Source organism: Streptomyces sp. NPDC006798, assembly GCF_040635975.1.
Classification (GTDB): Bacteria; Actinomycetota; Actinomycetes; order Streptomycetales; family Streptomycetaceae; genus Streptomyces.
In genome coordinates this window covers 99,122-125,067 of the sequence record NZ_JBEYIS010000007.1, presented here as the reverse complement: position 1 = coordinate 125,067, position 25,946 = coordinate 99,122, and the positions used below count along the sequence as shown (strand labels likewise).

Genomic DNA, 25,946 nt, shown 5'->3' with positions numbered 1-25,946 from the left:
CCGATCCGCGTGCCCCGCCTTTCGGCGGGTAACCGCGGATCAGTTCCTGATCCCCCCGGATATGGATGGAGTGCCACCGGCGGTCCGCCGGCTCAAGCGCCTCCAGGGGCATGGGTGGTGCCCCTGGCGGTCGTGAAGATCTATCACGGTTGCGACAAAGATCGATCCGGCTTCTTGTGCCGTATCCCACATATAGAACCGGACAAAAGCCTCTCCGAGGGTCTAATCACCTCGGGGGCGTCACGCGATCGTTATTCGGATTTGAGCGTCCGTTGAGCGAACAACCGAACGGACGGACGGGAGCGGGCCGGAGGGCGCCCAGGCGGATGTTCGCGGCGGGGGAAGACCGGCCCCGGACGGTGCACGAAACCGGGCGGCCGCGACCGCAGGAGCCGGAACCGGAACCGGCCCGCCCGGCACGCTCAGCCGCCCGGCACGCTCAAGGCAGCAGCGTCTCGACCAGGGTCTCCTGAAGGACCCCCAGCCAGAGGTAGGCCATCACCATCGGCTTGCGCGGATCGTCGTCCGGCAGCCGGTAGAGGCCCGTCTCGCCCGCGTCGTCCTCGTCCGAGACCTCCAGCCGGGTGCCGATGGTCAGCCGCAGATCGTTGAGGGCGCCCAGCCAGTAGCGGCACTGGTCGTGGGGCAGTTTCAGTACGGCGGCGGAATCGCCGCCCGGCTCCAGCCCGTCCAGGGCCCGGACGACGGCGAGCGCGTTGGCCCGCTTGCCCGCGCGCAGATCGTTCTCGGTGTAGCGGCGGAACTCGGAGGAGGCCGCGCGGATCTCCTCCTCGGTCATCCCGGGGCCCGGTTCGCCGGGCGGGCGGGGCGCCGGGGTGGGACCCCGGTAGGCGTCGGGGAAGAGCCGGGCCAGCGCCGGGTCGGACGGCGGCTCCGTCGGCCCCTCCGCGAACAGCGCGGCCAGCGGGTCCTCGCCCTCGACCGGCTCGTCGCCGGGCCCGATCAGCTCCAGCAGCTGGATCGCCAGGGACCGCAGGATGGAGATCTCCACGTCGTCGAGCGCGACGGCGGCCCCGCCTCCGGGCAGCGGCTCGAAGTGTCCCGGCATCAGCCGCGGTCCTGGGTGAGGGTCGCCCAGAGGCCGTATCCGTGCATCGCCTGCACGTCGCGCTCCATCTCCTCGCGGCTGCCGCTGGAGACCACTGCGCGTCCCTTGTGATGGACGTCGAGCATCAGCTTGCGGGCCTTGTCCTTGGAGTAGCCGAAATACGCCTGGAAGACGTAGGTGACATAGCTCATCAGATTCACGGGGTCGTTGTGGACGAGCGTCACCCACGGCACGTCGGGTTCGGGAACGACGGAACTCTGCTCCGCCGACTCGGGGCGCGTGATCTCAGTGGGAGCGACACTCACCCGATCCATGCTGCCACCCGGGGCGCCGGGGCGCATAAACGGCTCCCCATTTCGTCAGAGTGACGAAATGTGGGGTAGCATCTGGCCATGGCTGGATCGCCCGGTTCCCACGGGCGTTCGACGGCGCGCCCCGCCCCGGGCGGGGAACGGCGCAGAAAGCGTGAGGTCGACTCTCGTGAACACCGCTGACCTGGGGCTCCCGGTCGATGTACCCTCCACGGCCCTCTTCACCGATCAGTACGAGTTCACCATGCTCCAGGCGGCGCTGCGGGCGGGCACGGCCCACCGCAGGTCCGTCTTCGAGGTCTTCACCCGGCGGCTCCCCGAGGGGCGGCGGTACGGGGTCGTCGCGGGCACGGGACGGGTCCTGGACGCGGTGGCCAACTTCCGGTTCGACCCGGACGTACTGGCCTTCCTGCGGGAGCGGGAGATCGTGGACGCGGCGACCCTGGAGTGGCTGGCCTCGTACCGCTTCAGCGGTGACATCCGGGGCTATCCGGAGGGCGAGGTCTACTTCCCGGGCTCGCCGGTCCTGCGGGTCGAGGGCAGCTTCGCGGAGTGCGTGCTGCTGGAGACCGTGATCCTCTCGATCCTCAACCACGACTCGGCGATCGCCGCGGCCGCGTCCCGGATGGCCACGGCCGCGGGCGGCCGGCGGCTGATCGAGATGGGCGCGCGCCGGACCCACGAGCTGGCCGCGGTGGCCGCGTCCCGGGCGGCGTACGTCGGCGGCTTCGACTCCACCTCGGATCTGGCGGCCGGGTTCCGGTACGGCATCCCGACCGTCGGCACCAGCGCCCATGCCTTCACCCTGCTCCACGACAGCGAGCGGGACGCCTTCCGGGCGCAGGTCGACTCGCTGGGCCGGGGGACGACGCTGCTGGTCGACACGTACGACGTGGCGGAGGCGGTCCGGACGGCGGTGGAGATCGCCGGGCCCGAGCTGGGGGCGGTCCGGATCGACTCCGGGGACCTGCTGCTGGTGGCCCACCGGGTCCGGCAGCAGCTCGACGAGCTGGGCGCCCGCCACACCAGGATCACGGTCACCTCCGATCTGGACGAGTACGCCATCGCGTCGCTGGCGGCGGCCCCGGTGGACGGGTACGGCGTGGGCACCCAGCTGGTCACCGGCAGCGGTCACCCCACCTGCTCGATGGTCTACAAGCTGGTCGCCAGGGCCCGGGGCGAGGCCCCGGACGCGCCGCTGGAGCCGGTGGCGAAGAAGTCCGTGGGCGGCAAGGCGTCGATCGGCGGCCGGAAGTGGGCGGCCCGGCGGCCGGACGCGGAGGGCACGGCGGAGGCGGAGGTCGTGGGCACCGGACCCGTACCGGAGGAGCTGGTCCCGCACCGGCTCCAGATCGAGCTGGTCCGGGGCGGCGAGATCGTGGCCCGGGAGCCGCTGGACGTGGCGCGCGAGCGGCACCGGGCCGCCCGGGGCGCGCTGCCGCTCTCCGCGACGCAGCTGTCGCGGGGCGAGCCGGTGCTGCCGACGGAGTACGTCTGAAGGGACGGGGGCGGCCCCGGCGGGGCGTCCGCGTGAAAGGCGGGGCCCGGGTGGTGTGAGGGCCCGCCGTGCGGGGACGCTCCAGGAAAAGGGGCCCTCGCGGGCGGCTTACCGGGCGGAGTCCGGGGTACGGAACCCCGGGCCGGGCCCGTGCGGCGGCCCCGCCCGGACCCGTTGCGACCACCCTCGCGGTGCGATTGCCGTACCGCTACCGAAACCTTTCTCCACTCCGGCCCCGACCGCCCTCCCGGTCTTTCCTGTTCCCCGCCCACCCCGAGAATCCGTGAATCTCCCCGAATCTCCCCGATCTCCCCGAAGGACACCCGCCATGCACCGCGCGCTGATCGTCGTCGATGTCCAGAACGATTTCTGCGAGGGCGGCAGCCTCGCGGTGGCGGGGGGTGCCGGGGTCGCGGCCGCGATCACCGATCTGATCGGTGAGAGCAGCCCGGCGTACCGCCATGTGGTGGCCACCCGGGACCACCACATCGATCCGGGCGACCACTTCTCCGACCACCCCGACTACGAGACCTCGTGGCCGGTGCACTGCGTCGCGGGCACGGAGGGCGCGGGCTTCCATCCGAACTTCGCCCCGGCCGTGGCGTCCGGCGCGATCGACGCCGTCTTCGACAAGGGCGCGTACGCGGCGGCGTACAGCGGCTTCGAGGGCACGGACGAGAACGGCACCGGTCTCGCCGCGTGGCTGCGGGCACAGGGTGTCACGGAGGTGGACGTGGTGGGGATCGCCACCGACCACTGCGTCCGGGCGACCGCCCTGGACGCGGCCCGGGAGGGGTTCACCACCCGGGTCCTGCTCGATCTGACGGCGGGGGTCTCCGAGGAGCGGACGGCATGGGTGCTGCCGGAGCTGCGGGAGGCGGGCGTGGAGCTGACCGGGGAGCCGGTGGTCTGACGAACCCGGGGCCCGGCCCGCCGGGGCCGCGGATCCGTTCGCGCGTACGGCCGTACGGGGTCGGCGCCCGGCCGTACCTCAGGCCCAGCGGCCCCGCAGCGGGGTCCGGAAGGGGTGCCAGAGGGCGGAGACGGGTGCCTCGTGCGGCCGCCAGAGCAGTCCGTCGGGGTGGTGCAGTACGGCCGTGATCTCGTCCGGTGTCGGCGGCTCCGCGTTCCCCCGCAGATAGACGGCGCGCAGCCCCAGATTCCGCAGCCTGGTCAGGGCGCGGGCCCGGTTCGCGGCATGGACCAGGAAGCGGGCGGCGCTGCCGTCGTCCAGCGGGCTGGGCAGGCTGAGCGCGACGACGACGCTGCCGTTCGGGAGTCTGCTGAAACCTCCGCCGGGCATGGTGTACCACTCCCCCGTGGGTGTGTGGGCCCGGGGTCCGCCGGTCGGTGCGGGACCCGGGTGTCAATAAGAGGCGGTCACCACGCACCTAAACACGATCGGCCGTCGCCCGCTAGAGGGCGACGGCCGATCATGCTTTGACCTGCGATAACGCTATTTACTTGGTCGACGGACCAACCTTGACGGTGATCGTTTCACCGCTTCTCGGCTCCTTGAGGATCGAGATCTTGGTGTTGGTGTCAGTTACCTTCACGCTGCCGGTCGGGTTCTCGGCGTACCAGTAGACGCCCTTGCGGTCGTCGAAGACGCTCTTGCCGGGCCGGGCCGGGATCGTCGTCGGCACGCCGTTCTTGTGCAGCGTGACCGCGTCGTACGGCCGGGTCGAGAAGGTCGAGTCGAAGGTCTGGATCCGGTTGCGCATCACCGTACCGTCGGACCACTTCAGCGGCTCGGGATTCGCGTCGATCGGCAGGATCTGCCCACTTCCGGGGTGCACCCCGGTGTTGTTGTCCCGCTGGAAGGTGTCCCAGTACCAGATCATCAGCCCGTTCTGGTACGGGAAGTGCTCGACCCAGCGGTTCAGCGGCGCGGGGAAGCCGAAGTTGTACGGGCCGACCTTCAGACCGTGGTCGTACGAGACGTACTGCCGGTTCTCCGCCAGGTAGTACTGCTCGTAGTCCTTGGTGAAGGAGTCGCCGATCCGGCTGAAGCCGGCCTTGGTCCAGCCCGCGTCGTCGGTCTCGGCGCCGTCGGTGAAGAGCGGCGCGCCGTCGGCCGTGACGGTGATCCTGTCGGCGGTGAAGCCCTTCTCGGCGGTGGCGCTGTCGGTCCGGTACTGGAACCGGAGGTCGATCTTCTTGCCCGCGTAGGCGTCCAGCGGGTAGACCAGCGCGCGGTGCGCCCCGGAGCGGCCGGTGAGCGCCGGGCGGTCGCCCGCGTCCCGGGTGATGGGCCGGCCGTCGGCGGTGCCGTCGACGGCGTTCCAGGTGACCCCGCCGTCGGCGGAGACCTCGGTGTAGAGGTAGTCGTACCCGGCCTCGATCTGCCACCAGGCCGACAGGCTCAGGGACGCCGACGACTTGCCGGTGAGGTCGACCTTGCGGGTCAGGGTGTTGCGCAGGTCGTCACCCATGTCGCTCCACCACTGGCGGCTGCCCTCGGCGGGCGGGACGACCGGGGTGGTGCCGGGCTTCTTCGGCAGTTCGACGATCAGCGCCTGGGGCCGCCTGGTGTTGTAGGCGGAGACCCCGAGGGTGTGGACGGAGTCGGTGGCCGCCCGCGCCTTGGTGTAGTTGAGCCAGCCGAGCTGGAGCTTGTCCCAGGCGGTCATGTCGCCGGGGAGGTCGCCGATGGCCTCCTTGCCGCGGCCGAGCCACGAGCCGGAGGACATCAGGCTCCAGAAGCCGGTGGAGTTCTCGCCCCGGCCGGAGTAGTCGTAGAGGTCCGGCAGACCGAGGTCGTGGCCGTACTCGTGGGCGAAGACGCCGAGTCCGCCGTTCTCGGGCTGGACCGTGTAGTCGCCGACCCAGATCCCGGTGGTGCCGATCTGGGTGCCGCCCGCCCGGTTGTTCGCGGGGCCGGTCCGGCCGTTGTCGTCGCCGTAGGCGTACCAGCGGTGCGCCCAGATGGCGTTGGCGCCCTGGGCGCCGCCGCCCGCCGACTCGTCCTCGCCCGCGTGGACGAACTGGAAGTGGTCGATATAGCCGTCGGACTCGTTGAAGTTGCCGTCGTTGTCGAAGTCGTAGCGGTCCCAGACGTCGTACTGCTTGAGGTCCGCGGTGATCTGCTCGTCGGTACGGCCCTGCGCCTTCTGGTCGGCGACCCAGGCGTTGACGCCGTCGCGGACCGCGTCCCAGACGCTCTTGCAGGTGCTCTCGCCGCACCAGTTGGAGCCGTAGCGGGCCTCGTTCCACTCGACCTTGACCCAGTCGGAGACCGTGCCGTCGACGGAGTAGCGGCCCGAGGACGCCTTCTCGAAGTAGGTCTTCACGGACTGCTTGGTCCGGCCCTGGGCGTCCTTGCCGGTACCGAAGTACAGGTCCTGGAAGTGGGCGCGGTTGTAGTCCGCCTTCCAGTCGGTGGCGTTGTCCTTCGTCCGGTCCGGCTGCTTGATCTTGTTGTGCAGGGGACCGGGCGTCCCGCCGTACTTCGTCACCGGCGGCTGGGGGCCGTCGGGCCCGTCCGGGTCGTGCGTCGTGGTGTCGTCGATCCTGTCGCCGAACTCCAGCAGGATCGTGAAGATCTTGTCGGTCTTCTCCCGGCCCAGCTCGACGTACTTGCCCTTGTCGAGCTTGACGACCTTGGAGGCGCCCCGCCGTTCCACGGTGGACTCGCCGCTGATGACCTGCTCCAGCGCCGTCGCGCGCTGCTGGGCCTGCTGCTTGCTGAACGGCCCGTCGAGATCGTGGTCGACATGGTCCGGGCCGGGCGCCGGGTCGTGCCGCTGGACGGGAGCCGCGGCCTCCGACCGGGATCCCCGGTCCTCCGCCCGGGCCGTGCCGTACGCCGACGCGGTGGCGGCGGTCGCCGCGAGCGCGACGACGACCGCGGACATTCTGAGGGACCGTCCGCGGCCGTTTCTGGTGGTGGTCACGTGAGCCAAATCCTCCTCCGCGCCCCGGTGCCGCGGATCTGGAAAAGGGGGGTGGTGGGACCGTCCGGGCGGGGGTCGCGTCTCAAGTGACCGCATTCGACCGTACGTACGGAAGAAAAACCAGTCCTTGACTCGGACATCTCAACTGCCCTATGCGGATGCCGATTTCCGATATTCGGACGGCGACTATCGGCCAGGAGGCCGGTCACGGTACGGCGGACCTACGGTCCGGATGGCACGGGAGCGCCGGTCAGGACGGTTCACGACCGGGGTCCCGGGTCGCTTTCAGGCCAGCGGTGCCGGGGCTATCGGACGGTCGCCGCCGGGTACGCCGGTGTACGAACCGATGAGGTTTGGCCACCGGGGGTGCGCGGGTACGGAGTTCTCGGCCGTGAGCGCGCCGGATCGGGACGCGGGCGTACGGCGGCCGGGGCCGCGGCGGCCGGGCGCGACGCGTACGGAACCGTAAGCGGAACCGTCGTACGCGGACATCCGGCGGCCGGCGTCGAGGCTCCGGACCCCCGGCGCGGGAGCGGGTTCGCGGGCGGGTTCGGGGAGTGCGAGGCCACCCGCGGCGGCCGTACGGACGGCACCTGCACCACGACGGCGGCAAGTCAAGGGGTATGAACCCGTGCGCCCCCTATGCACCGGCGGCGGGGGTGGAGCGACGCTTACCGCCGTTACCCGGAGGGCATCCAGCACCGTAGAGTCTCTTGACAGAGCGACCGTGTCGAGCGACACCCCCCGGCCTGTTCTTCCTTCTGTCGTGAGGACGGATACCGTCATGCCGCGTCCGACTGCCGCACAGCTCGCCTCCGGTTCGGCCACCGTCGTCTTCTCGGCGCTCGCCCTGCTCCTCTTCACCCGTACCTCGCACGCCCTGGGCGTCGCCGCGATCGGGGTGGTCTCGATGGCCCTCGGACTGCTGGTGGCCACGGCCCTGCCGATGAGCCGGGCGATCCGGGCGGCCCGGGCGAGCCGTACCGCCGCCGCCGTGACCACCGCGTACCCGACCGCCCGGCCCCGGGCGCATGCCGGGGCCGGGGCGGACTCCGGCCTCAGGTAGCCCCGCCGGGGCCGGCCCCCGGTCCGGGGGTCGTCCCCTCCGGGACGGTGACCACCAGGGTCTTGGCCGCCTTGTCGTGCAGGCCCTGCCGATAGGGCTTGTCGGCCACGATCGTGATGATGATGACCAGCCACCAGACGCAGAAGCAGCAGATCAACGCGGGCGCCCACAGCACGGCGGCCCGGGTCAGCGCCGCGCCGGTGTTCGGTGTGCTGCCGTCGTTGAGCATGGCGACCCGCAGCCGCAGCAGCCGTTTGCCGACGGTCTGGCCGTTCCGCTTCACCATCAGGGTGTCGTAGGCGACATAGGCGACGAGGGAGATCAGCGACCAGAGCCACTGGCGGCCGGTGTTGAGGTCGCTGGTGATGTCGTCCCAGTCGTCACCGCCGCCCGAGGTGTCCCAGCCGCCCGCGAGCAGCGAGATCAGGAAGAGCGGGATGAAGACGATCAGCGCGTCGATCACCCGGGCGGCGAGTCGGCGCCCGAAGTCGGCGAGCGGCGGCATGCCCGCGAGGGGATCGGGGGTCCCTCCGTACGGGCCGCCGCCGTAGGGACCGCCGCCGTACGGGGGCGGCGGAGTTCCGCCCGCGCCGCCGTAGGGGCCCGAACCGCCGTACGGACCGCCGCCCTGGCCTGGACCGTACGGCGAACCGGGCGGTGGGCCCTGCGGTGGCGGGGGCGGGGACTGACCCGGTGGCGGGCCGCCGGGGGGCGGGGGCGGTGGTTCGGCACCCCCGCCCGGGCCCGGGGGCGGCTTGCGGAACGGATCGTTCTCGGGCGGGCCGTCGTGCCCGTCGCCGCCCGGTCCGGCGGGCGGTGGCTGATCGTTGCTCATGACGGCAGTGCAACCCGGGGCCGGGATCCCCGCAAAAGGACGCACGCCGTTCGGGGGACGCCCGGCCGCCGGGCGGGGTTCAGCGGCTCAGGTGTCCGGGCCCGCCGGGCCGCCGCCGGGGTCGGCCGGGGTCAGCCCTGGACGAAGGTCCGGGCCGCCTTGTCGTGCCAGCACTGCCGCCAGGGCCGGTCGACCAGGCACCACAGCACGTTCACCACACCGAGGACGATCAGCCCGAGCCCGCCGTAGACCAGCCAGCGGCGCAGGGCGGCACCGAAGGTCGGCGGCTCGTGCGACTCGATGTCCACCACCGAGACCCCGCAGAGCTTCTTGCCGAGGGTCCGCCCCCACTTCGCGGTCGGCAGCGCCTCGTAGAGCGCGCCGAGCACCAGCAGCGCCGCGAGCACGATCCCGAGCTGGGCGCCGGTGGTGCCGTCGAGCAGCCAGACCGTGACGGTCTCGCCGGACAGCTTGGCCGCCTCGATCTTGCCGTCGATGTGGTCGATCGCGGCCGTCACGAAGGGGATGGCGACGGCGCCCGCCATCGCCCCCAGCACCACGGTGTCGATCAGCCGGGCGACCAGCCGCCGCCCGAGCCCGGCGGGCCGCGCGGCGGCCTGCGCCCGGACGACGGCGAGGAACGGATCCTCCACCGGCGGCTTCCACGGGATGACGGGCCCGTCACCCCCGACGGCCGCCTGCGGCTGGGCGTGAATCTGCGGCTGGGGCTGCGGGGTCGGCTGGGGCGGAGGTGCCTGCTGCGGGGCGGGCCGCTGCGACTGGGGTTGCGGCTGGGGCCAGGGAGTGACGGGCGCCGGAGCGACCGGTGCCGGTGCCGGTGCCGCGTACGTCTGCTCGGATACGACGGCCCGGGGCTCGGGCTGCCGGGGTACGGGCGCGGGCGCCGGTGCGGGCTCCTCGGCCGCGGGCAGCGGCGACGGCGCGACGGCGGTCCGCTCCGGCGGCCGTACGGCCCGGATGGTGACCGTGCCGTCGGTCACGGGCTCGGCCGGAACGGGCCGCTCGCTCCCGTCTCCGCCCCCGACGGCGGGCGCCGCGGGCTGCGCCGGTACGCGCCCCTCGGCTCCCGAACCACCCCAGGCGACCCGGTCCGCGTCGCCCCCGAAGCCGCCCTGCCGCGCGGAGTCCGCCTGCCACACACTCGCGGGCTCGGGCCGGACCGCCGCCTCCTCCTCGGGCTCCTCGTCCAGAAACACGGGCCCGGTCTCCTCGACGGCGGGCACGGCCGAAGCGGTGGGAGCGGGCAGCGGGGCGGGCTCGGCGGCGGGCGCGTCACCCGCGTCCCGGGGCGCGGGCCGACTCGTACCCGGCACCCAGGACGCGCCGTTCCAGTACCGGACGTAACTGGGAATCGACGGATCGGGGTAGTAGCCCGGCGCGGGACTGCCGTCGCCGCCGTGCGGGGTGGGGGCGCTCATCACCGTGGTCCCGTATCTCCTCGCGAGCCTGGTCTCAACCCTCCACATCTATCAGACGCTTGGCCTCACCCGGGCGTCTCCCACGGTAACGACCCCGAACCGGTGTGTCGGAGAAGGGCCCGCGCACCACTGGTTTCACCGCTTCGGAGGACCCGGTGGGACACCCCGGCCCACGACCACCGGGCCCGCGTCGGCGGGGATGTTGTCGGCGAGGAGCCGGAACGCCGCGTCGGGGGAGTCGGTCTCGCCCAGTCCGTCGCGGTCCGGAAGTCCGCGTACGAGGAAGCGGCCGTCGGCGCGGTGGTAGACGGTTCCGCCGACCAGGGTGTACGGCGACTCGGTGCTGAGGCTGAAGAACAGCACCCCGTGGCCGACTCCGGCGAACAGCCGCGCAACCGTGGATCGGCGTATGCGGCTCGCACCACTTCGAGTCGGACCAGGTCGGCCGATACCGCTTCGGTCAGCAGATACTCCCAGCTCGCCGCCACGATCCCGGCGGCGGTGCGAGCGCTGTCGTCGTCCGTCATGGATCTCCCCCGGTCCGGCCGCCGTCACGGGTGATCCTCCTACGGGCCCGGCGCGAGGGTGTGGACGGGGTCCCGGCACGGTCGTCGGGGCCGGTCCGGAGATTGGAGAAAAAAACTTCGGGAAGTCGCGTAATGAACGGGCGTGGGGCCGCTCTCACCGGTGTGGGCCCGACGAGGGGCCCTTGGTGACGAGGAGAGAAGGCCCCCATGCACTCCGTGGTGGAACGCGAACTCGAACTCCGGCTGGTGTTGTCGCCGGAGCGGAGCATCCCGGTGCCCGCGCGGCTGACGTACCGGACCGACGACCCCTATGCCGTACACATCACCTTCCACATCGGCTCGGACGCCCCGGTCAAGTGGACCTTCGCGCGGGAGCTGCTGGTGGAGGGGGTGTTCCGGCCGTGCGGGCACGGGGACGTCCGGATCTGGCCGACCAAGGTCGACGGGCGGAACGTGGTGCTGATGGCACTCAGCTCGCCCGACGGGGACGCCCTGCTGGAAGCGCCGTCGGCGGTGGTGTCGGCGTGGCTGGAACGGACGTTGCGAGTGGTCCCGCCGGGGGCCGAGGCCGGAAATCTGGATATCGACGACGGGATCGCCGGGCTGCTGGCGCACCACGCGGCCGACGGCGGCTGGGGCGGCGGACCGCAGGCGGACGCGGAGGACGGGGATGCGTGACGGGCGCGCCCCCTGTCCGGCGGGCGGGGCACCACGGGCGCCCCGCCCCGACCGGAGACGGTCCGGTGCCGGGCGGAAGTCAGGCCGGGTCGGCGGCCGTGCCGGGCGGGGTGAGGAACTCCAGCGCGTGGCCGTCCGGGTCGTCGAGGTAGAAGCCCCGGCTGCCGTTGAGGAGGTACGTCCGGCCCGGCTCCAGGTGCCTGGGGTCGGCCCAGTACGGCAGGCCGCGTTCGACGACCTTGCCGAGGATGGTGTCGAAGAGGGCGTCGGGGACCTGGAACGCCAGATGCTGGGAGACGATCTCCCCCTCCACGTCGAGATAGTCGAGGGTGAGTCCGTCCTCCAGGGTGAGGGCGGCGAAGGGGCCGTTCTTCCAGGGCTCCGGCGACTCGATGAGTTCGGCGAGGAAGTTCGCGCCCCGGAAGCGGTCGTGGCTCCGGACGATGGTGTGGTCCAGTCGGGCGGACATGGCTGCTCCTACCTCGGGTTCAACGGCTTCGGATGGCGGGCTGTGCTCCGTCGTGGACGTCCCGGCGACCTCTCCACCGTAGGAGCGCCGGCCCCGCCCGGACCATCGGGCCTTCGCCCTAGGGCGGCGGTCCGGGACCCGGGCGCGGAGTGCCTACGCCTCCGACTCCCCTTCCTCCGACCGGAGTCGGGCCCGGTAGCGGGTCGGGCTGAGACCCCGGAGCCGTTTGAAGGCGACGCTGAGGGCGAAGGCGTTGGCGTAGCCGACCCGGCGGGCGATCCGTTCCACCGTGTCGTCGGTGCCGAGCAGCAGATCGGCGGCGGTGTCCACCCGCCACGAGGCGAGATACGCCATCGGCGGCTCGCCGACCTGTTCGGTGAAGTGGCGGGCGAGCGCCGCGCGGGAGACCCCGGTCGCGGCGGCGAGTCCGGCGACGGTCCAGCGCCGGGCGGGGTGTTCGTGGAGCAGCCGCAGCGCCGGTCCGGCGACGGGGTGCTCCAGAGCCCGGTACCAGGGCGGCGCCCCGGCCCCAGGCCGGTCGAACCAGGCCCGCAGGGCGGCGAGCAGCATCAGGTCCAGCAGCCGGTCGAGCATCGTACGGCGGCCGGGGCGCGGGGTGCCGATCTCGGCGGTGACCAGGTCGAACAGGGGGCGGTCGAAGTCGGCGGCGGGGACCACGAGTACGTCGGGCAGGGCGCGCAGCAGCCGGTCGCTGACGGTGCCCGGGGCGTCGTACGCGCCGCTGAGCAGGACCGTGTCGCTCCGGTCGGGCAGCCGGGCGGGGCCGGTCGGGCAGCCGGGCAGGGGTGGCGTGCGGGGGTCGCGGGGGTCCTCGCACTCCCCGCCGTCCCCGGCCGGACCCGCCGGGCCGACCAGGATCTCCACGCCCTCGCCGCCCGCCCCCGGCGGGCAGTAGGCGGCGCCGGTGATCAGGGTGTACGGCCGGGCCCCCGGGTCGTCGGCGACGGTGTACGCGGCCGGGCCCCGGACCACCGCCACATCGCCCTCGCCGACGGCCACCGGCTCCCCGGTGTCCGGCACGATCCACGCCGTCCCCCGGACCAGCGCCAGCAGGGTCAGGGGCGCGCCTCCGGCCAGCCGGATCGACCAGGGGCCGTCGAGGCAGGCGCAGCGGATCAGCGCGCCTCTGGCCCGTACCCCGTCCAGCAGTTCGGCCAGGACGTCCGCGGTGCCCGTCCTCTCCGCGACCTCTGTCCTCATGAGGACAGAGTAAGACGCTGAGACATGGAACGAAGAGTCTGAGCGATGGATCGTCCAGCCCGGCAGCGGTTGGCTGGGGGCATGGCAGAGCAGACAGCAGAGACGACGCCGGGGACGCGGCACGTACTGGTCCTCGGCGGTACGGGTACCAACGGGCGCAGGGTCGCCGCCCGGCTCCGCGCCCTCGGGCACACGGTCCGGATCGGCTCCCGGTCCGGCTCCCCCCGCTTCGAGTGGACGGACCGGGCGACCTGGGGTCCGGTACTGGACGGGGTCGACGGTGTGTTTGTCGTACCGGTCGACGGTGAGCGGCTGACCCGGCCGTTCCTCGCCCGGGCCGAGGCGGCGGGGGTGGCGCGGGCCGTTCTCCTGTCGGGGCGCGGGGTCGACGTACCCGGGTACATGGGGGACGGCAATCCGTCCGGCGTCACCCATATCGACGGGGACGCGGCGATCCGGGAGACCGGTCTGGAGTGGACGGTCGTACGGCCCGGCTGGTTCGCGCAGAACTTCAGCGAGGGCTTCTTCCGCGACGCGGTCCGCTCCGGTGAGCTGCGGCTCTCCGCCGGGGACGGGGCGGTGCCCTTCGTGGACGCGGCGGACATCGCGGATGTGGTGGTGGCCGCGTTGACGGAGGAGGGGCACCGGGGGCGGACGTACGAACTCTCCGGGCCGCGCGCCCTGACCTTCGCCGAGGCGGCGGCGGAGATCTCCGCCGCCTCGGGGCGGCCGGTGCGCTATACGGCCGTGGCTCCGGCGGAGTTCCGGGCGGAGCTGGTCGCCGACGGCTGGCCCGCCGAGGACGCGCGGTGGTACGACGACACGCTCTCACCGATCCGGCGGGGCGTCGACGCCCATCTCTCGGACGGCGTACAAGAAGCGCTGGGCCGGGAGCCGCGCGACTTCACCGCCTTTGTCGCGGACGCGGCGAAGGCAGGTGCCTGGGAGCCGGATTCCGGCCGGCAGGAGGGGTGAGGGAGCAGGGGGCGGAGAGTCGCGGTCCGCCCCCTGCTCCCTTCGCGCGATCTCCGGGCCACCGGGCCTCCCCGTCAGAACAACTTGCCCGGGTTGAGGATCCCCAGCGGGTCGAACGTCCGCTTGATGCCCCGCTGCAACTCCACACCCACCGGGCCCAGCTCCCGCGCCAGCCACTCCTTCTTCAGGACGCCGACCCCGTGCTCCCCGGTGATCGTGCCGCCCAGTTCGAGCCCGAGGGCCATGATCGCGTCGAAGGACTCCCGGGCGCGCCGGGCCTCGTCCGGGTCGTGGTGGTCGAAGCAGACCACGGGGTGGGTGTTGCCGTCGCCCGCGTGGGCGCAGACGCCGATCGTCAGACCGTACTTCTCGGCGATCGCCGCCGTGCCGTCCATCATCGCGCCGAGCCGGGACCTCGGTACGCAGACGTCGTCGATCATCGTCGCGGGCTTCAGCGACTCCAGGGCGGGCAGGGCCGACCGCCGGGCCTGGAGGAGGAGTTCGGACTCGGCGGCGGTGTCGGCGGGGACGATCTCGGTCGCCCCGGCGGCGGCGCACAGTTCGCCGACGGCGGCCAGGCCGGCCGCCGGGTCGGGGGTGTCGAACGCGGCCAGCAGCAGCGCCTCGGTGGTCTCGGGCAGCCCCATATTGCCCAGGGCGTTGACGGCGCGGATCGTCGTCCGGTCCATCAGCTCCAGCAGGGACGGGGTGTGACCGGACGCCATGATCGCGCAGACCGCCTCGCAGGCGGCGGCCGCGCTCGGGAACTCGGCGGCCAGCACCAGCCGCTCCGGCGGCTTCGGCCGGAGCGCCAGGACCGCCTTGACCACGATGCCCAGGGTGCCCTCGGAGCCGACGAAGAGCCGGGTGAGGTCGTATCCGGCCACGCCCTTCGCGGTCCGGCGGCCGGTGGTGAGCAGCCGGCCGTCGGCGAGGACGACGTCGAGGCCGAGGACGTACTCGGCGGTCACCCCGTATTTGACGCAGCACAGCCCGCCGGACGCGGTGCCGATGTTTCCGCCGATGGTGCACGATTCCCAGCTGGAGGGGTCGGGCGGATAGGTGAGGCCGTGAGCGCCGACGGCCCGTGCGAGCGCCGCGTTCACCACCCCGGGTTCGACGACGGCGATCCGGTCGACCGGGCTGATCTCCAGGATCCGGTCCATCTTGGTGAGGGAGAGCACGATCCAGCCGTCGGCGGCGTTGGCCGCGCCGGAGAGCCCGGTCCTGGCGCCCTGTGGGACGACGGGGACGCGGAGGGCGGTCGCGGTCCGCATCACGTGCCGGACCTGTTCGACGGTGCGCGGCAGGACGACGACGGCGGGGGTGCCCGCGGCGCAGAAGCTCGCCATGTCCCGGCCGTAGGCGACGGTGACATCGGGGTCGGTGAGCAGCGCCCCGGGGGGCAGACCGGCGGCGAGCCGGTCGAGCAGTTCGCCGTACGGCCCGCCGGGCGCCCCGGCTCCTGAGGGGGTCCCGGGGGCGGTCCCGGAGCCGGTTCCGGAGCCGGTTCCCTGGGTGGTGTCCGGGGTGGGGACGACGTCGTCGTGATCCATGAATCCAGCCTCGCACCGACGGCCATCGGTGTGAACCCGGGCCGCGCCCCCGGGAAGATCGTCGTACCGGACGGGCCCGCGCCGCAGCATGAGCGGTATGAGCACTGTGAGCGGAGCGGACGGACCCGACGGATTCGGCGGAACGGGCGACCCGGGCTCGCCGGTCGCCCACGGCACCCCGGCCGTCCCGGTCGCGCCGGTCACGCCGGTCACGCCGGTCACGCCGGTCACGCCGGTCGTACCGGTCGTCTCGGGCCGCCCAGGGGAGCCCCGTCCCGGCGGAACCGGTGACGTCTACGTCTCCTACGGCCCCCACGACCCCGGCGGCCCCGACCGCTTCGACCGCTTCGACGGCCGGGGGCTCGGCTCCGTACGGCGTCCGAAAGGCGAGGCCGCGAAGAACGCGGCGGTCGGCGCGCTGGTCGTCGCGTCGCTGCTCACCGGTGTGGTGCTGGCGATCCCGGCCGACCCCGCCGGGCCGCCGCCGCTGCCGGGCCCGCTGGCCCGCGCGCAGACGGCGGCGGAGGCGGGCGCCCCCACGACCACCGCCGAGCTGAACGCGCTGATCGCCGACCGCGAGTCCTGGCTGCGCGGCCATCCGCGCGACGAGGAGTCCTGGGCGGTGCTCGGTTCCGCGTACGTGGAACGGGGCGCGCGGCACGGCGATTGGGCGGCGTACGGGAAGGCCGAGCAGGCGCTGAAACGATCCCTCACCGTCTTGCCGGGCGAACGGGGCAATACGGAGGCCCTGCTCGGTCTCGCCCGGCTGGCCAACGCCCGGGGCGACTTCCCGGCCGCCCGGGAGTACGCGGTACTGGCCCGCAAGCAGAAGCCGCGCCGCTGGACCGTGCACCGGGCGCTGGTGGAGGCGTACGGCGGACTCGGCGACAAGAAGAAGGTGGAGAAGTCCCTGGAGTCGGTGCAGAGCCTCTACGAGGGCGCGCAGGCGCGCGGCCTCGCGGCCCGGGTCTACCGCGATCTGGGGTGGCGCGAGGACGCGGCGGCCACCGCCCACGACGCGGTGGGCGCGGCGACCGGGACCGCCGAGAAGGCGGCGGCGCTGTGGTGGCTCGGGGAGCTGTCCTGGGAACGCGGCGACTCCACCGAGGCCCTGACCAGCTTTGACGCGGCGGTACGGCTGGTGCCCGACCAGCATCAGGCGCTGGCGGGGCGGGCCAGGGCGCTGGCGGCGCTGGGCCGGACGGACGACGCGGTACGCGCCTGGACGGCGGTACTGGCGAAGGCGCCGCTGCCGCAGTACGCGCTGGAGTCGGGTGAGCTGTACGAGTCCCTGGGGCGGGACGCGGAGGCGGAGCGGGCGTACGAACAGGTGCGCGTCCTGGCCGACCGGGCGGCGGCCCACGGCGCGAACGAGAGCCTGGCGCTGGCCCGTTACGAGTCCGACCACGGGGACACGGGCGACGCGGCGGTGGCGGCCCGGCGGCTGAAGGAGGAGTGGGACCGGGGGGTACGCAGCCCTCGCGCGGCGGACGCGCTGGGCTGGGCGCTGTTCAAGGCGGGCCGGGCAAAAGAGGGCCTGGTGTACGCGGTACGGGCCACAAAAGAGGGCCCGCGCAGCGCCCTGGCGTCGTACCACCGGGGTGAGATCGAGCGGTCCATCGGGCTGTACGGCGCGGCCCGCCGCCATATCGGCGAGGCCCTGCGCACCCATCCGGAGTTCTCACCCCTGCTGGCCCCGGCGGCCCGGTCGGCGCTCACAACGCTGGGCGACCCCCCGGCGGGCGGGCCCCGGAAGGTGACGGGCCGGGAGGGGCTCGGTACGGGGTCGCCGTCGGCGCGGCGGCAGGGTTCCGGTACGTCCTCCGGTACGAGTAGCGGCACGGGTACGGGTACGGGCGCGTCGGCGGGGACGGCCCGTACCCGTTGAGCCTCAGGTTTCGGGCTCGGCGTAGACGATCAGGTTGTCCACGGTGTGGCCCTGGTCGTCGTAGGCGCCGTCGCAGGTGACGAGCCGCAGTTCGGGGCCGTTGGTGGGCCCGTACACCCGCTGGGAGGGGAAGGCGTTCTTCTTCACGGTCTCGACGGCCGTGACCTTGAAGACCCGGGTCCCGCCGCGCGCGTCGCGGATCTTCACCTCGGCGCCCTTGGTGACCTTCTTGAGGTCGAAGAAGACACCGCGCCCGTCGCGGGTCTCGTTGTGTCCGACGACGACGGCGGCGCCCTTCTCGCCGGGGACGGCGCCGCCCGTGTACCAGCCCGCCGTCATGCCCTGGTCCGGGGGCGGTACCTCGACGGTCTTGTCGGCGTTGAGGCCGAGCCGCATCAGGGCGCTGTCGACGCCGATGGCGGGGATGGAGACCCGGACGGGTTCGGCGACGGACGTTCCGGCGGTCCCGGACCCGGCCGCCCCGGCGGGCTGCCCGACCGGCGCGTGGGAGGCCGGACCCGTCTCGGAACCGGTCGTACCGGACTGCGTACCGGGCGACTCGCCGGACGAGCAGCCCGTCAGGACGAGGGCGCAGACCACGCCGACGGCGAGCCGGACGAGCGCGCGCGGACGGCGCATCGGATGACCTCCTGGAGGGTTCGGGGGAACGTACGGCGCGAACCCGCGGCGGCGGGGCGATGCCGCCGCGGGTGGTACGAGTGGTACGAGTACGGGGTACGCGTACGGGTCAGCGCGCGTCGCCGTGCGCGGCGCGGCGGCGCAGGGCGACGGTGCCCGCGGCGGCCAGCGTCACGGCGGCGGCGGAACCGCCGATCACCGTGGCGGCACCCGGGCCGCCCTGGGCGGCGACCGGCCGCTCACCGGCGGCGACCCCGCCGCGCGGCACGACGACTTCGCCGTCGCGGATGATGGTCGGAGCGCCCTTGCGCTCGGCCTGGACCGGGCTCAGGCAGATCCGCTTCACCTTCTCGGACGACTTGGTGGCCTCGGCCGGGCATTCGACACCGGCGCCCTTGGCCCTGGCCTCCGCCTCGGCCTTGGAGAGCCTTTCCTTGGCCGCCGCCTTGTCGAGCGGGACGACGGCGGGCGAGGGTGACGGGTTCGCGTCGGCCACGGCGGCCGTACCACCGGCGAACAGCGCGCCCAGGGCGGCGGCGGTGACGGCGACGGCCCGCAGGGCGCGGCGCGAGGTGTGTGCGGTCATACGAGGGCTCCGTTTCGGGAGACGGGGAAGCGGTACGGGCCCCAGGCTCGCCAACGGGTATGAAGAACTTGTCAGAGACCGGTCGCCGCGGTGTCAGCGCGTGACGGCCCGCGGCCCGCCTGTGGTTGTTCGCGCGGTTCCGCCGCATGTGCCTTCCGCGATGGGGCCCGGCGCCTCGGCCCTCTTGTGCACCGCCCCAAACCCGGGCCGCGCCCGGCAACCGGGCGTTGTTCGCGGCCCGCGGCCCGTCTGTGGCTTGTCGCGCGGTTCCTCGCGCCCCTATGCCCCTCGGCAACAGGGGACCCCGGCCCCCTGGCTCTCCCGAGCACCGCCCGAACTACCCGGGCCGCGCCCAGCCACCTGAGGTTGTCGGCGGACCGCGGGCCGCCCGTGGCTGGTCTCGCAGTTCCCCGAGCCCCTGAAAACCCGGGCCCGCCCGGCCGCCCAAGGCCGTACGCGGGCTCCGGGCCGCCCGTGGCCGGTCGCGCAGTTCCGCCCCCTATGCCTTCGGCAATGGGGGACCCCCAGCGCCGCCTAATGCCCGCACGGGCGCCGACTACCCGGGCATTCCCTCGGTCCCCGGGGGTGGGGTCGTCGGGAGGTGGAGGGTGAAGACCGATCCCTCACCGAGTGTGCTGCGGACCGATACCGAACCGCCGTGCGCCTCCGCCAGTTTGCGGACGATCGCCAGGCCGAGCCCGCTGCCGCCGGTCCGCCGGTTGCGTGACTTGTCGGCGCGCCAGAAGCGGTCGAAGACGTACGGCAGATCGTCGGCGGGGATGCCGCCGCCGGTGTCGGCGACCTCGACGGTCAGCGTGTCCGCCCGGGCCCGGGCCGCCCGCAGGGTGACCGTGCCGCCGCGCGGGGTGTGGCGTACGGCGTTGGAGACCAGGTTGCCCACGGCCTGCCGCAGCCGTACCGGGTCCGCTGTGAGTTCGGGGGCCGGCTCGGAATCCGGCTCAGGGCAGATCACGGTCAGCCGGACGCCCGCCGGTTCCGCCCGGGGCGCGTGCGCGGCGGCGACCTGGGTGAGCAGTTCCCCGATCCGTACCGGCGCCGGGCTGAGCCGCAGTTCGCCGGCGTCCGCCTGGGCCAGGTCCTGGAGGTCGTCGATGATGTGCTGGAGCTGGACGGCCTCTTCGAGGAGGGACGAGACGAACGCCGGGTCGAGATCGGCGACCCCGTCCTGCGCGCCCTCCAGCCAGCCCCGGATCGTACTGAGCGGGGTCCGCAGCTCATGGGCGACGTCGCCGACCATCTCACGGCGCTGGTTCTCCAGCCGGGCGCGGTGGGCGGCCATGTCGTTGAAGGCGGTGGCCAGCCGGCCGATCTCGTTGTCGGCGCGTACGGGTACGGGTACGGGCTCCGCGCTCTCGCCGTCCTTCATCAGCTGGGCGGCCGAGGTGAGCGCCCGCAGGGGCCTGACGAGCCGGGTCGCGGCCAGTACGGACGCGCCGACGGTGAGCGCGAGGACGAGGGCGGCGACCCCCGCGATCCGGGCGGTGTTCTCCGGGGAGAGGTCGAAACCGGGGACGGTGGCGCCGCCGTCGTGGTCGCCTATGTACAGGTGGGCGGGGGCGGAGACGTAGGAGCCGAGCTGGTCGCGGCGGGCGGTGTCGACACAGTTCTCGACGACGCTGTCCACCTTGTGCGGGGTACGGAGGAGGCCCAGGTCCACCCGGAGTTCCTGCTCCGCGGGCTTGACGGCCGCCCTGCGGTCCCCCTCGCGGATCCTGGCTTCGGCGGCCTCTTCCGCGGCGGCCCTCTTGCGGGTCTCGGCGTCGAGGACCGGGAACGGCTCGGGCTTCCTGACACCGGCGTAGTCGCCGACGACGATCCGCGGCTCGCCCTCCGACGCGTGCTCGATAGCGAGGGGGATGTTCTTCCGGCCGTTGCGGCTGAGACAGGCGTCGGAGAGCTTGTTCAGTTCGGTGAGGGCCTTCTGTTCGGTGGGGGTGGGCCGGTTCAGTTCGGCGAAGTCGCAGGGTGTCCGGCCGTCGTCCTCGGCACCGAGGCCGGTCGCCAGTCCGGTGGTCCGGACGTAGGAGCGCCCGGCGGGTGTGGTGCCGCGTTCGGCGGTGACGGAGTATTCGCGCAGACAGCTCACGATCCGGTCGGCGGCGGCCCGGGAGCGGGCGCGCTCGCCGGCCGTCAGCCGGAAGGGGCCGACGGCGCGCGGGTCGATGCCGCCCCCGGCGCCGTCGGCGGGGATGGGGCTGCGACTGCCGGAGGTCTCGCCCGACCGGTTAGCGGCCTGGACGAGGGCGATATCGGTGTTGAGGGGGTTGATGACGGCGGCGGGGACCTCGGGAAGCGCGGGCGGCGGCCGTTCGGTCGCGGAGTCGGCGACGACGAGCCCGGTCCGCGGATTGACCAGCGCGATCCGCCGGTCGTACGTCTCGGACAGCTCGGCGATCTGGCGTTCGACGCCGTCCCACTGGGCGTTGGTGGCGGCGTGGCCGAGGAGGTCGCGGTAGATCCGGGCGTCGTCGGCCAGGTTGCGGCCCTGTTCGCGTTTGATGGCGCCCGACGTGGTCTGGGCGGCGAGCCAGGCGGTGGCGGCGACGGAGCAGACGGCGACCAGGGCGGAGACGGCCAGCAGCCGCCCCAGCAGGCTCTTGCGCAGGGGCAGTCGGCGCGCGTCGCGTACGGGCCGGTCGCCGCGGACTCCGCGTCCGGAACGGTCACCACGTCCCCGCCGGTCCCCGCCCGGCTCCCCCGGGCGCACCCTCTTCCGTTCCTTACGAGACACGGTCGCCGTGTCCAGCGACGGCCGCCGGGGCGACGAGCTTGTAGCCGACGCCGAAGACGGTCAGCAGCCGTTGCGGCCGCTTCGGTTCGGATTCGACCTTCTTCCGCAGATTCATAATATGAACGTCCACGGTCCGGTCGCCGATATACCTGGTGTAGCCGTGGAGTTCCTGGAGCAGCCGCTGCCGCGTGAAAACCCGCCCCGGTTCCGCCGCCATCGCGGCCAGGATCCGGAACTCGCCGGGGGTGCACTCGATCCCGCCGCCCTCCACGGTGACCTCGTGCCGCTCGGGGTCCACGACGAGCGCGCCGACGGTGAGGAGCTGGTCGTCGACGGGCGGAGCCGTACCGCCGCCCGGTCCCCCGGTTCGGGCCCCGCTACCGGCCCCGGCGCGCCGCAGCAGGGTTCGGACCCGGGCCATCAGTTCCCGGGGGCTGTAGGGCTTGGTCATATAGTCGTCGGCGCCGAGGTCGAGGCCGAGCAGCAGATCGTCCTCGGTGGAGCGGGCCGTGAGCATCAGTACGGGGAGTTCGTACGCCTCCGCCCGCAGGATCCGCAGCACGTCGAGACCGTCGATCCTCGGCATCATCACATCGAGGACCAGCAGGTCGGGCGCCCGATGCCGGACGGCCTCGACGGCCGCGCGCCCGTCGGTCACGAGGGTGACGGTGTGGCCTTCCCGCAGGAGGTAGCGGCGGACCAGCTCGGCCTGCTTCTCGTCGTCCTCGGCGATCATCACATATGCGCACACCCGTCGATCGTATGCAGAGGCGGGATGCGAACACGGGTGCGGTACGCGGCCGATGGCCCGTACCGCACCCGTTCCCCCCATCCGCCGCGCGTTTCGCCGCCCGCGCGGCGGAGGCCGTCAGAGGTTGCCGCGCTTGGCCTGTTCGCGCTCGATGGCCTCGAAGAGCGCCTTGAAGTTGCCTTTTCCGAAGCCCATCGAGCCATGGCGCTCGATCATCTCGAAGAAGACCGTCGGCCGGTCCTGGACCGGCTTGGTGAAGATCTGGAGCAGATAGCCGTCCTCGTCCCGGTCGACCAGGATCTTCAGCTCGCGCAGGGTCTCGACCGGTACCCGGGTCTCCCCGGCCCACTCGCCGAGGGTGTCGTAGTACGAGTCGGGGGTGTCGAGGAACTGCACCCCGGCGGCGCGCATGGTCCGTACGGTGGCGACGATGTCGTTGGTGGCGAGGGCGATGTGCTGGACCCCGGCGCCGCCGTAGAACTCCAGATACTCGTCGATCTGGGACTTCTTCTTGGCGATCGCGGGCTCGTTGATCGGGAACTTGACCTTCAGCGTGCCGTCGGCGACGACCTTCGACATCAGGGCGGAGTACTCGGTGGCGATGTCGTCGCCCACGAACTCCTTCATGTTGGTGAAGCCCATCACCTTGTTGTAGAAGCCGACCCATTCGTTCATCCGGCCGAGTTCCACATTGCCGACGCAGTGGTCGACGGCCTGGAAGGTCCGGCGGGCCGGGGGCTCGACGATGGGCGCGGCGGCCGTGAAGCCGGGCAGGTAGGGGCCGTCGTAGCCGGACCGCTGGACCAGGGTGTGCCGGGTGTTGCCGTAGGTGGCGATGGCGGCGAGGACGACGGTGCCGTGCTCGTCCTTCAGCTCGTACGGCTCGGTGAGGCCGGTGGCGCCGTGCTCGGTGGCGTAGGCGTACGCGGCCCTGGCGTCCGGGACCTCGATGGCGAGGTCCACCACGCCGTCGCCGTGGGCGGCGACATGGCCGGCCAGGAAGCGGCCCCACTCGGTGGACTGCTTGATGACGGAGATGAAGACGAAGCGGGCGGAACCGTTCTCCAGGACATAACTGGCGGTCTCGCGGCTGCCGTTCTCCGGTCCGGAGTAGGCGGCCAGCTTCATGCCGAAGGCGGTGGAGTAGTAGTGCGCGGCCTGCTTGGCGTTGCCTACGGCGAAGACGACCGCGTCCATTCCCTTCACCGGGAAGGGGTCGGCCTCGCGCGCGGTGGTGGGGTGGTGATCGATGGTCTCAGTCATAGTCGCAGACTCCTCCCGTTCCACAAGGTGCGCAATAGTTCGTGATTCCTCTGGGCAATCTGCCTACCCGGGGTCCACCATGAGGGCACTTTCTGTACAGGATGACCATCGGGGAGACCTCATGGCGATCGATCATCTGGACGGCCGGCTCATCGTGCTGCTGGCCCGAGAGCCGAGGATCGGGGTGCTGGAGACATCCCGCAGGCTCGGGGTGGCGCGCGGCACGGTCCAGGCGCGGCTGGACCGCCTCCGGTCGAGCGGGGTGATCCGCGGCTTCGGCCCGGACGTGGACCCCGCGGCGCTCGGCTATCCGGTGTCGGCCTTCGCGACGCTGGAGATCAAGCAGGGCCAGGGCCAGGACGTACGGGCGCATCTGGCGTCCGTACCGGAGGTGCTGGAGCTGCATACGACGACGGGCGAGGGCGACATGCTCTGCCGGTTGGTGGCGCGGTCGAACGCGGATCTCCAGCGGGTGATCGACCGGGTGGTGGGGTTCGCGGGGATCGTCCGGGCGTCGACGGCGATCGTGATGGAGAACCCGGTTCCACTGCGGTTCATCCCGCTGGTGGAGCAGGCGGCGGGGGACGGGGCGGAGTGACGGCCGGGTAGCCGGAGAGCAGTTGCAAAGAACCCGTTGCAGAGGAGTGCTTGCAAAGCTATCTTTGCAAGCATGTCGTCCGATGCGCAGTACGAGTACGAGTACGAGTCCTCCGGGTCCGATTCCACGGGACCCGAGTCCGCCGGGCCCGGGTCTCCCGCCAAGGGCGCACCCGCCACCGGGTCCGAATCCCCGGCCCGGGACTACCGCCCGCTGGACCCCCGGTCGCTGCGCGGCCTCGCCCACCCCCTGCGGATCCGGCTGCTCACGAGCCTGCGCCACGACGGCCCGGCCACCGCGTCCCAACTGGCCGAACGGCTGGGCGAGTCCAGCGGCGCGACCAGCTACCACCTGCGGCAGCTCGCCGCGCACGGCTTCGTCAGCGACGACCCGGCCCGCGGCAAGGGCCGGGAGCGCTGGTGGCAGGCGGCGACGACGGGTACGTCCATCGACCAGTCACTCTTCACCGACCCCGACCCGGCGGTCCGGGGCGCGGCGGACCTCTTCATCCATGAGATCGGCCGGCTGCACGGCGAGGAGGTCGCGACCTGGCTCGGTACGGCGCACGAGTGGCCCGCGGCCTGGCGGCGGGCGTCGGACCTCAGCGACTTCACCCTCCGGCTGACGCCGGAGCGGGCCAGGGAACTCCGCGACCGGGTCCATGAACTGATCGAGAGCTACCACGATCCGGCGGCGGAGCCGGTGCCCGGCGAGGAGCCCGTACGGATGCATCTGCATCTGCTCCCCCGCTCGGCCCCCGGTACGGCCCCCGACCCCGACCCCGGCACCGGCAGCACTCGCGAGGAGGAACGATGAGCGATCTGAATCCGGAGATCCGGCTCCGTCTGCACGCCGAACGGGCCGAACGGCTCCGCCGCAGCGCCGATGCCGCACACCTGGCGGCCCGGGTCCGGGCGGCCGGACCGCGGACTCCGGCCCTGCGGGTACGGGCGGGCTGGGCGCTGGTCCATCTCGGCCTCCAGCTGATCCGCCCGGAGGAGGGGCCGCAGGAGTGCCCGGCGCGGGCGGCGGCGCCGGCCCGTACGCGCCGTACTCCGCCGAGGGCGGCCTGCCCCGAGCGGTCGGAGCGGACGGAGCGGACCGGCGGCCGGGTCAGCAGGCGGGAACCCGCTCCCCCTTCGCCAGAGCGCGGAGGGCGTCGACCGCGCCCTTGAGGGTGGCCACGGGGACGAGCCGCAGCCCGTCGGGCCGTTCGGCGACGGCGTCGGAGCACTCGTCCTCGGGTACGAGGAAGACGGTGGCGCCGTCCCGCTTGGCGGCCTGGGTCTTCAGCGATACGCCGCCGACCGGGCCGACCTCGCCGTCGGGGCTGATGGTCCCCGTTCCGGCGACCGTACGGCCGCCGGTGAGGTCGCCGCCCGCGCCGTCGCCGTCGAGCTTGTCCACGATCCCGAGGGAGAACAGCAGCCCGGCGCTGGGCCCGCCGATGTCCTCCAGTTCGAGGGAGACCTTCACCTTGGCGGGGTCTTCGCCGAGATAGCCGAGGGCGGCCTTGGCGGCGTCGTTCTGCGACTCCTCCATGGACTTCCGGTTGATCTTCTCGATCTGCTGGTCGGACTTCCCGGAGGGATAGACCGCTTCCTTGGGCAGTACGGTCCGGTCGGTCCTGAACCAGCTGTCGACGAGATCGCCGACGCCGATGTCGGTGGAGGGCCCGGTCGCCAGGATGGTCGTCATCCGCAGCTCGCCCGAGGTCTTGCGGACCGGGGCGCCCTCGATGGAGATCACCGGCTCGCCGTTGTGCTCACCGAGTACGTCGGCGGTCGTCCCGGGCTGTGCGACCACGAACGGCAGCGGGGCGAACGCGGCGGTGACGAGCAGCGCGACGACGGGTACGGCGCTGAGGGCGACGGCGCGGGTACGGGTGCGGACGAGGCTGGAGATCACCCCGCCAATCTATCCGGGCGG

The 25,946-nt window shown here is 72.8% G+C and carries 25 protein-coding genes; 9 read left to right on the top strand and 16 right to left on the bottom strand.

The genetic code is table 11. The annotated features are described in order from the left end of the window. Positions 1–439: 439 nt before the first annotated feature. Both ABZ714_RS06830 and clpS read right to left on the bottom strand, forming a co-directional pair. Positions 440–1,069: a DUF2017 domain-containing protein gene (locus ABZ714_RS06830; RefSeq protein ID WP_358824074.1), complete on the bottom strand. Its 630-nt coding sequence runs from the start codon at positions 1,067–1,069 to the stop codon at positions 440–442. After that, positions 1,069–1,383, bottom strand: coding sequence for an ATP-dependent Clp protease adapter ClpS (gene clpS, locus ABZ714_RS06825; RefSeq protein ID WP_358824073.1), 315 nt, complete (start codon positions 1,381–1,383; stop codon positions 1,069–1,071). The genes ABZ714_RS06830 and clpS overlap by 1 nt, the downstream gene beginning before the upstream one ends. A 166-nt stretch (positions 1,384–1,549) precedes the next feature. Between clpS and ABZ714_RS06820 the strand changes: the two genes are divergently transcribed. Beyond that, on the top strand, positions 1,550–2,878 hold the full coding sequence (locus tag ABZ714_RS06820) for a nicotinate phosphoribosyltransferase (protein ID WP_358824072.1): 1,329 nt from the start codon (positions 1,550–1,552) through the stop codon (positions 2,876–2,878). Positions 2,879–3,206: 328 nt separating this feature from the next. After that, positions 3,207–3,791 carry an isochorismatase family protein gene (locus tag ABZ714_RS06815; RefSeq protein WP_358824071.1) on the top strand — a complete coding sequence of 195 codons (585 nt, stop codon included), beginning with the start codon at positions 3,207–3,209 and terminating at the stop codon, positions 3,789–3,791. Positions 3,792–3,869: 78 nt separating this feature from the next. On the opposite strand, the gene ABZ714_RS06810 is transcribed toward ABZ714_RS06815, so the two are convergent. Together ABZ714_RS06810 and ABZ714_RS06805 are read right to left on the bottom strand one after the other, a co-directional pair. Beyond that, on the bottom strand, positions 3,870–4,181 hold the full coding sequence (locus tag ABZ714_RS06810; protein WP_358824070.1) for a hypothetical protein: 312 nt from the start codon (positions 4,179–4,181) through the stop codon (positions 3,870–3,872). Between the two features lie 157 nt (positions 4,182–4,338). Next, on the bottom strand, positions 4,339–6,735 hold the full coding sequence (locus tag ABZ714_RS06805) for an immune inhibitor A domain-containing protein (RefSeq protein ID WP_358824150.1): 2,397 nt from the start codon (positions 6,733–6,735) through the stop codon (positions 4,339–4,341). Between the two features lie 823 nt (positions 6,736–7,558). Here ABZ714_RS06805 and ABZ714_RS06800 point away from each other — a divergent pair. After that, complete coding sequence (locus ABZ714_RS06800; protein WP_358824069.1) at positions 7,559–7,840, top strand: hypothetical protein; 282 nt, start codon at positions 7,559–7,561, stop codon at positions 7,838–7,840. Here ABZ714_RS06800 and ABZ714_RS06795 read toward each other — a convergent pair. From ABZ714_RS06795 to ABZ714_RS06785, 3 genes are all read right to left on the bottom strand, one after another. Then, complete coding sequence (locus ABZ714_RS06795; protein WP_358824068.1) at positions 7,833–8,675, bottom strand: RDD family protein; 843 nt, start codon at positions 8,673–8,675, stop codon at positions 7,833–7,835. The two genes, ABZ714_RS06800 and ABZ714_RS06795, sit on opposite strands and share 8 nt — an antisense overlap. A gap of 131 nt (positions 8,676–8,806) precedes the next feature. Then, positions 8,807–10,114, bottom strand: coding sequence for an RDD family protein (locus ABZ714_RS06790; protein ID WP_358824067.1), 1,308 nt, complete (start codon positions 10,112–10,114; stop codon positions 8,807–8,809). A gap of 135 nt (positions 10,115–10,249) precedes the next feature. Continuing rightward, a complete protein-coding gene (locus ABZ714_RS06785) occupies positions 10,250–10,669 on the bottom strand; it encodes a DUF6193 family natural product biosynthesis protein (RefSeq protein WP_358824066.1) in 420 nt (139 codons plus the stop codon). Positions 10,670–10,848: 179 nt separating this feature from the next. Between ABZ714_RS06785 and ABZ714_RS06780 the strand changes: the two genes are divergently transcribed. Next, a complete protein-coding gene (locus tag ABZ714_RS06780) occupies positions 10,849–11,319 on the top strand; it encodes an SsgA family sporulation/cell division regulator (RefSeq protein WP_358824065.1) in 471 nt (156 codons plus the stop codon). 79 nt (positions 11,320–11,398) lie between these two features. Here the strand turns inward: ABZ714_RS06780 and ABZ714_RS06775 are convergent, their stop codons facing one another. After that, positions 11,399–11,788 carry a VOC family protein gene (locus tag ABZ714_RS06775; protein ID WP_358824064.1) on the bottom strand — a complete coding sequence of 130 codons (390 nt, stop codon included), beginning with the start codon at positions 11,786–11,788 and terminating at the stop codon, positions 11,399–11,401. A 153-nt stretch (positions 11,789–11,941) separates the two neighbouring features. Beyond that, on the bottom strand, positions 11,942–13,009 hold the full coding sequence (locus ABZ714_RS06770; RefSeq protein ID WP_358824063.1) for an AraC family transcriptional regulator: 1,068 nt from the start codon (positions 13,007–13,009) through the stop codon (positions 11,942–11,944). Between the two features lie 81 nt (positions 13,010–13,090). On the opposite strand from ABZ714_RS06770, the gene ABZ714_RS06765 reads away from it, so the two are divergent. Next, positions 13,091–13,984, top strand: a complete 894-nt coding sequence (locus tag ABZ714_RS06765) for an NAD(P)H-binding protein (protein ID WP_358824062.1) — start codon at positions 13,091–13,093, stop codon at positions 13,982–13,984. A gap of 74 nt (positions 13,985–14,058) precedes the next feature. Here the strand turns inward: ABZ714_RS06765 and ABZ714_RS06760 are convergent, their stop codons facing one another. Next, on the bottom strand, positions 14,059–15,540 hold the full coding sequence (locus tag ABZ714_RS06760) for an FAD-linked oxidase C-terminal domain-containing protein (RefSeq protein WP_358824061.1): 1,482 nt from the start codon (positions 15,538–15,540) through the stop codon (positions 14,059–14,061). Positions 15,541–15,637: 97 nt separating this feature from the next. Between ABZ714_RS06760 and ABZ714_RS06755 the strand changes: the two genes are divergently transcribed. Then, complete coding sequence (locus ABZ714_RS06755; protein WP_358824060.1) at positions 15,638–17,428, top strand: tetratricopeptide repeat protein; 1,791 nt, start codon at positions 15,638–15,640, stop codon at positions 17,426–17,428. 3 nt (positions 17,429–17,431) lie between these two features. Here ABZ714_RS06755 and ABZ714_RS06750 read toward each other — a convergent pair whose 3' ends face one another. The 5 genes from ABZ714_RS06750 to hppD form a co-directional block, all read right to left on the bottom strand. Continuing rightward, positions 17,432–18,067: a class F sortase gene (locus tag ABZ714_RS06750; protein ID WP_358824059.1), complete on the bottom strand. Its 636-nt coding sequence runs from the start codon at positions 18,065–18,067 to the stop codon at positions 17,432–17,434. Positions 18,068–18,176: 109 nt separating this feature from the next. Then, positions 18,177–18,653, bottom strand: coding sequence for a hypothetical protein (locus ABZ714_RS06745; protein WP_358824058.1), 477 nt, complete (start codon positions 18,651–18,653; stop codon positions 18,177–18,179). A gap of 556 nt (positions 18,654–19,209) precedes the next feature. Next, positions 19,210–21,285, bottom strand: a complete 2,076-nt coding sequence (locus tag ABZ714_RS06740; RefSeq protein WP_358824149.1) for a HAMP domain-containing sensor histidine kinase — start codon at positions 21,283–21,285, stop codon at positions 19,210–19,212. A gap of 109 nt (positions 21,286–21,394) precedes the next feature. Further along, positions 21,395–22,141 (bottom strand): response regulator transcription factor, encoded by a 747-nt coding sequence (locus tag ABZ714_RS06735; protein ID WP_358824148.1) that lies wholly within the window; start codon positions 22,139–22,141, stop codon positions 21,395–21,397. A gap of 132 nt (positions 22,142–22,273) precedes the next feature. After that, on the bottom strand, positions 22,274–23,419 hold the full coding sequence (gene hppD, locus ABZ714_RS06730; RefSeq protein ID WP_358824057.1) for a 4-hydroxyphenylpyruvate dioxygenase: 1,146 nt from the start codon (positions 23,417–23,419) through the stop codon (positions 22,274–22,276). 121 nt (positions 23,420–23,540) lie between these two features. Here hppD and ABZ714_RS06725 point away from each other — a divergent pair, with 121 nt between their 5' ends. The 3 genes from ABZ714_RS06725 to ABZ714_RS06715 all read left to right on the top strand — a co-directional run bounded on the left by ABZ714_RS06725 (position 23,541) and on the right by ABZ714_RS06715 (position 25,192). Continuing rightward, positions 23,541–24,017 carry an Lrp/AsnC family transcriptional regulator gene (locus ABZ714_RS06725; RefSeq protein ID WP_358824056.1) on the top strand — a complete coding sequence of 159 codons (477 nt, stop codon included), beginning with the start codon at positions 23,541–23,543 and terminating at the stop codon, positions 24,015–24,017. Positions 24,018–24,089: 72 nt separating this feature from the next. Then, complete coding sequence (locus ABZ714_RS06720) at positions 24,090–24,833, top strand: winged helix-turn-helix domain-containing protein (RefSeq protein WP_358824055.1); 744 nt, start codon at positions 24,090–24,092, stop codon at positions 24,831–24,833. Next, a complete protein-coding gene (locus tag ABZ714_RS06715) occupies positions 24,830–25,192 on the top strand; it encodes a hypothetical protein (RefSeq protein WP_358824054.1) in 363 nt (120 codons plus the stop codon). Before ABZ714_RS06720 ends, ABZ714_RS06715 begins: the two co-directional genes overlap by 4 nt. Here ABZ714_RS06715 and ABZ714_RS06710 read toward each other — a convergent pair. Further along, positions 25,131–25,925 carry a S16 family serine protease gene (locus ABZ714_RS06710; RefSeq protein WP_358824053.1) on the bottom strand — a complete coding sequence of 265 codons (795 nt, stop codon included), beginning with the start codon at positions 25,923–25,925 and terminating at the stop codon, positions 25,131–25,133. The genes ABZ714_RS06715 and ABZ714_RS06710 overlap by 62 nt on opposite strands. Positions 25,926–25,946: the final 21 nt, after the last annotated feature.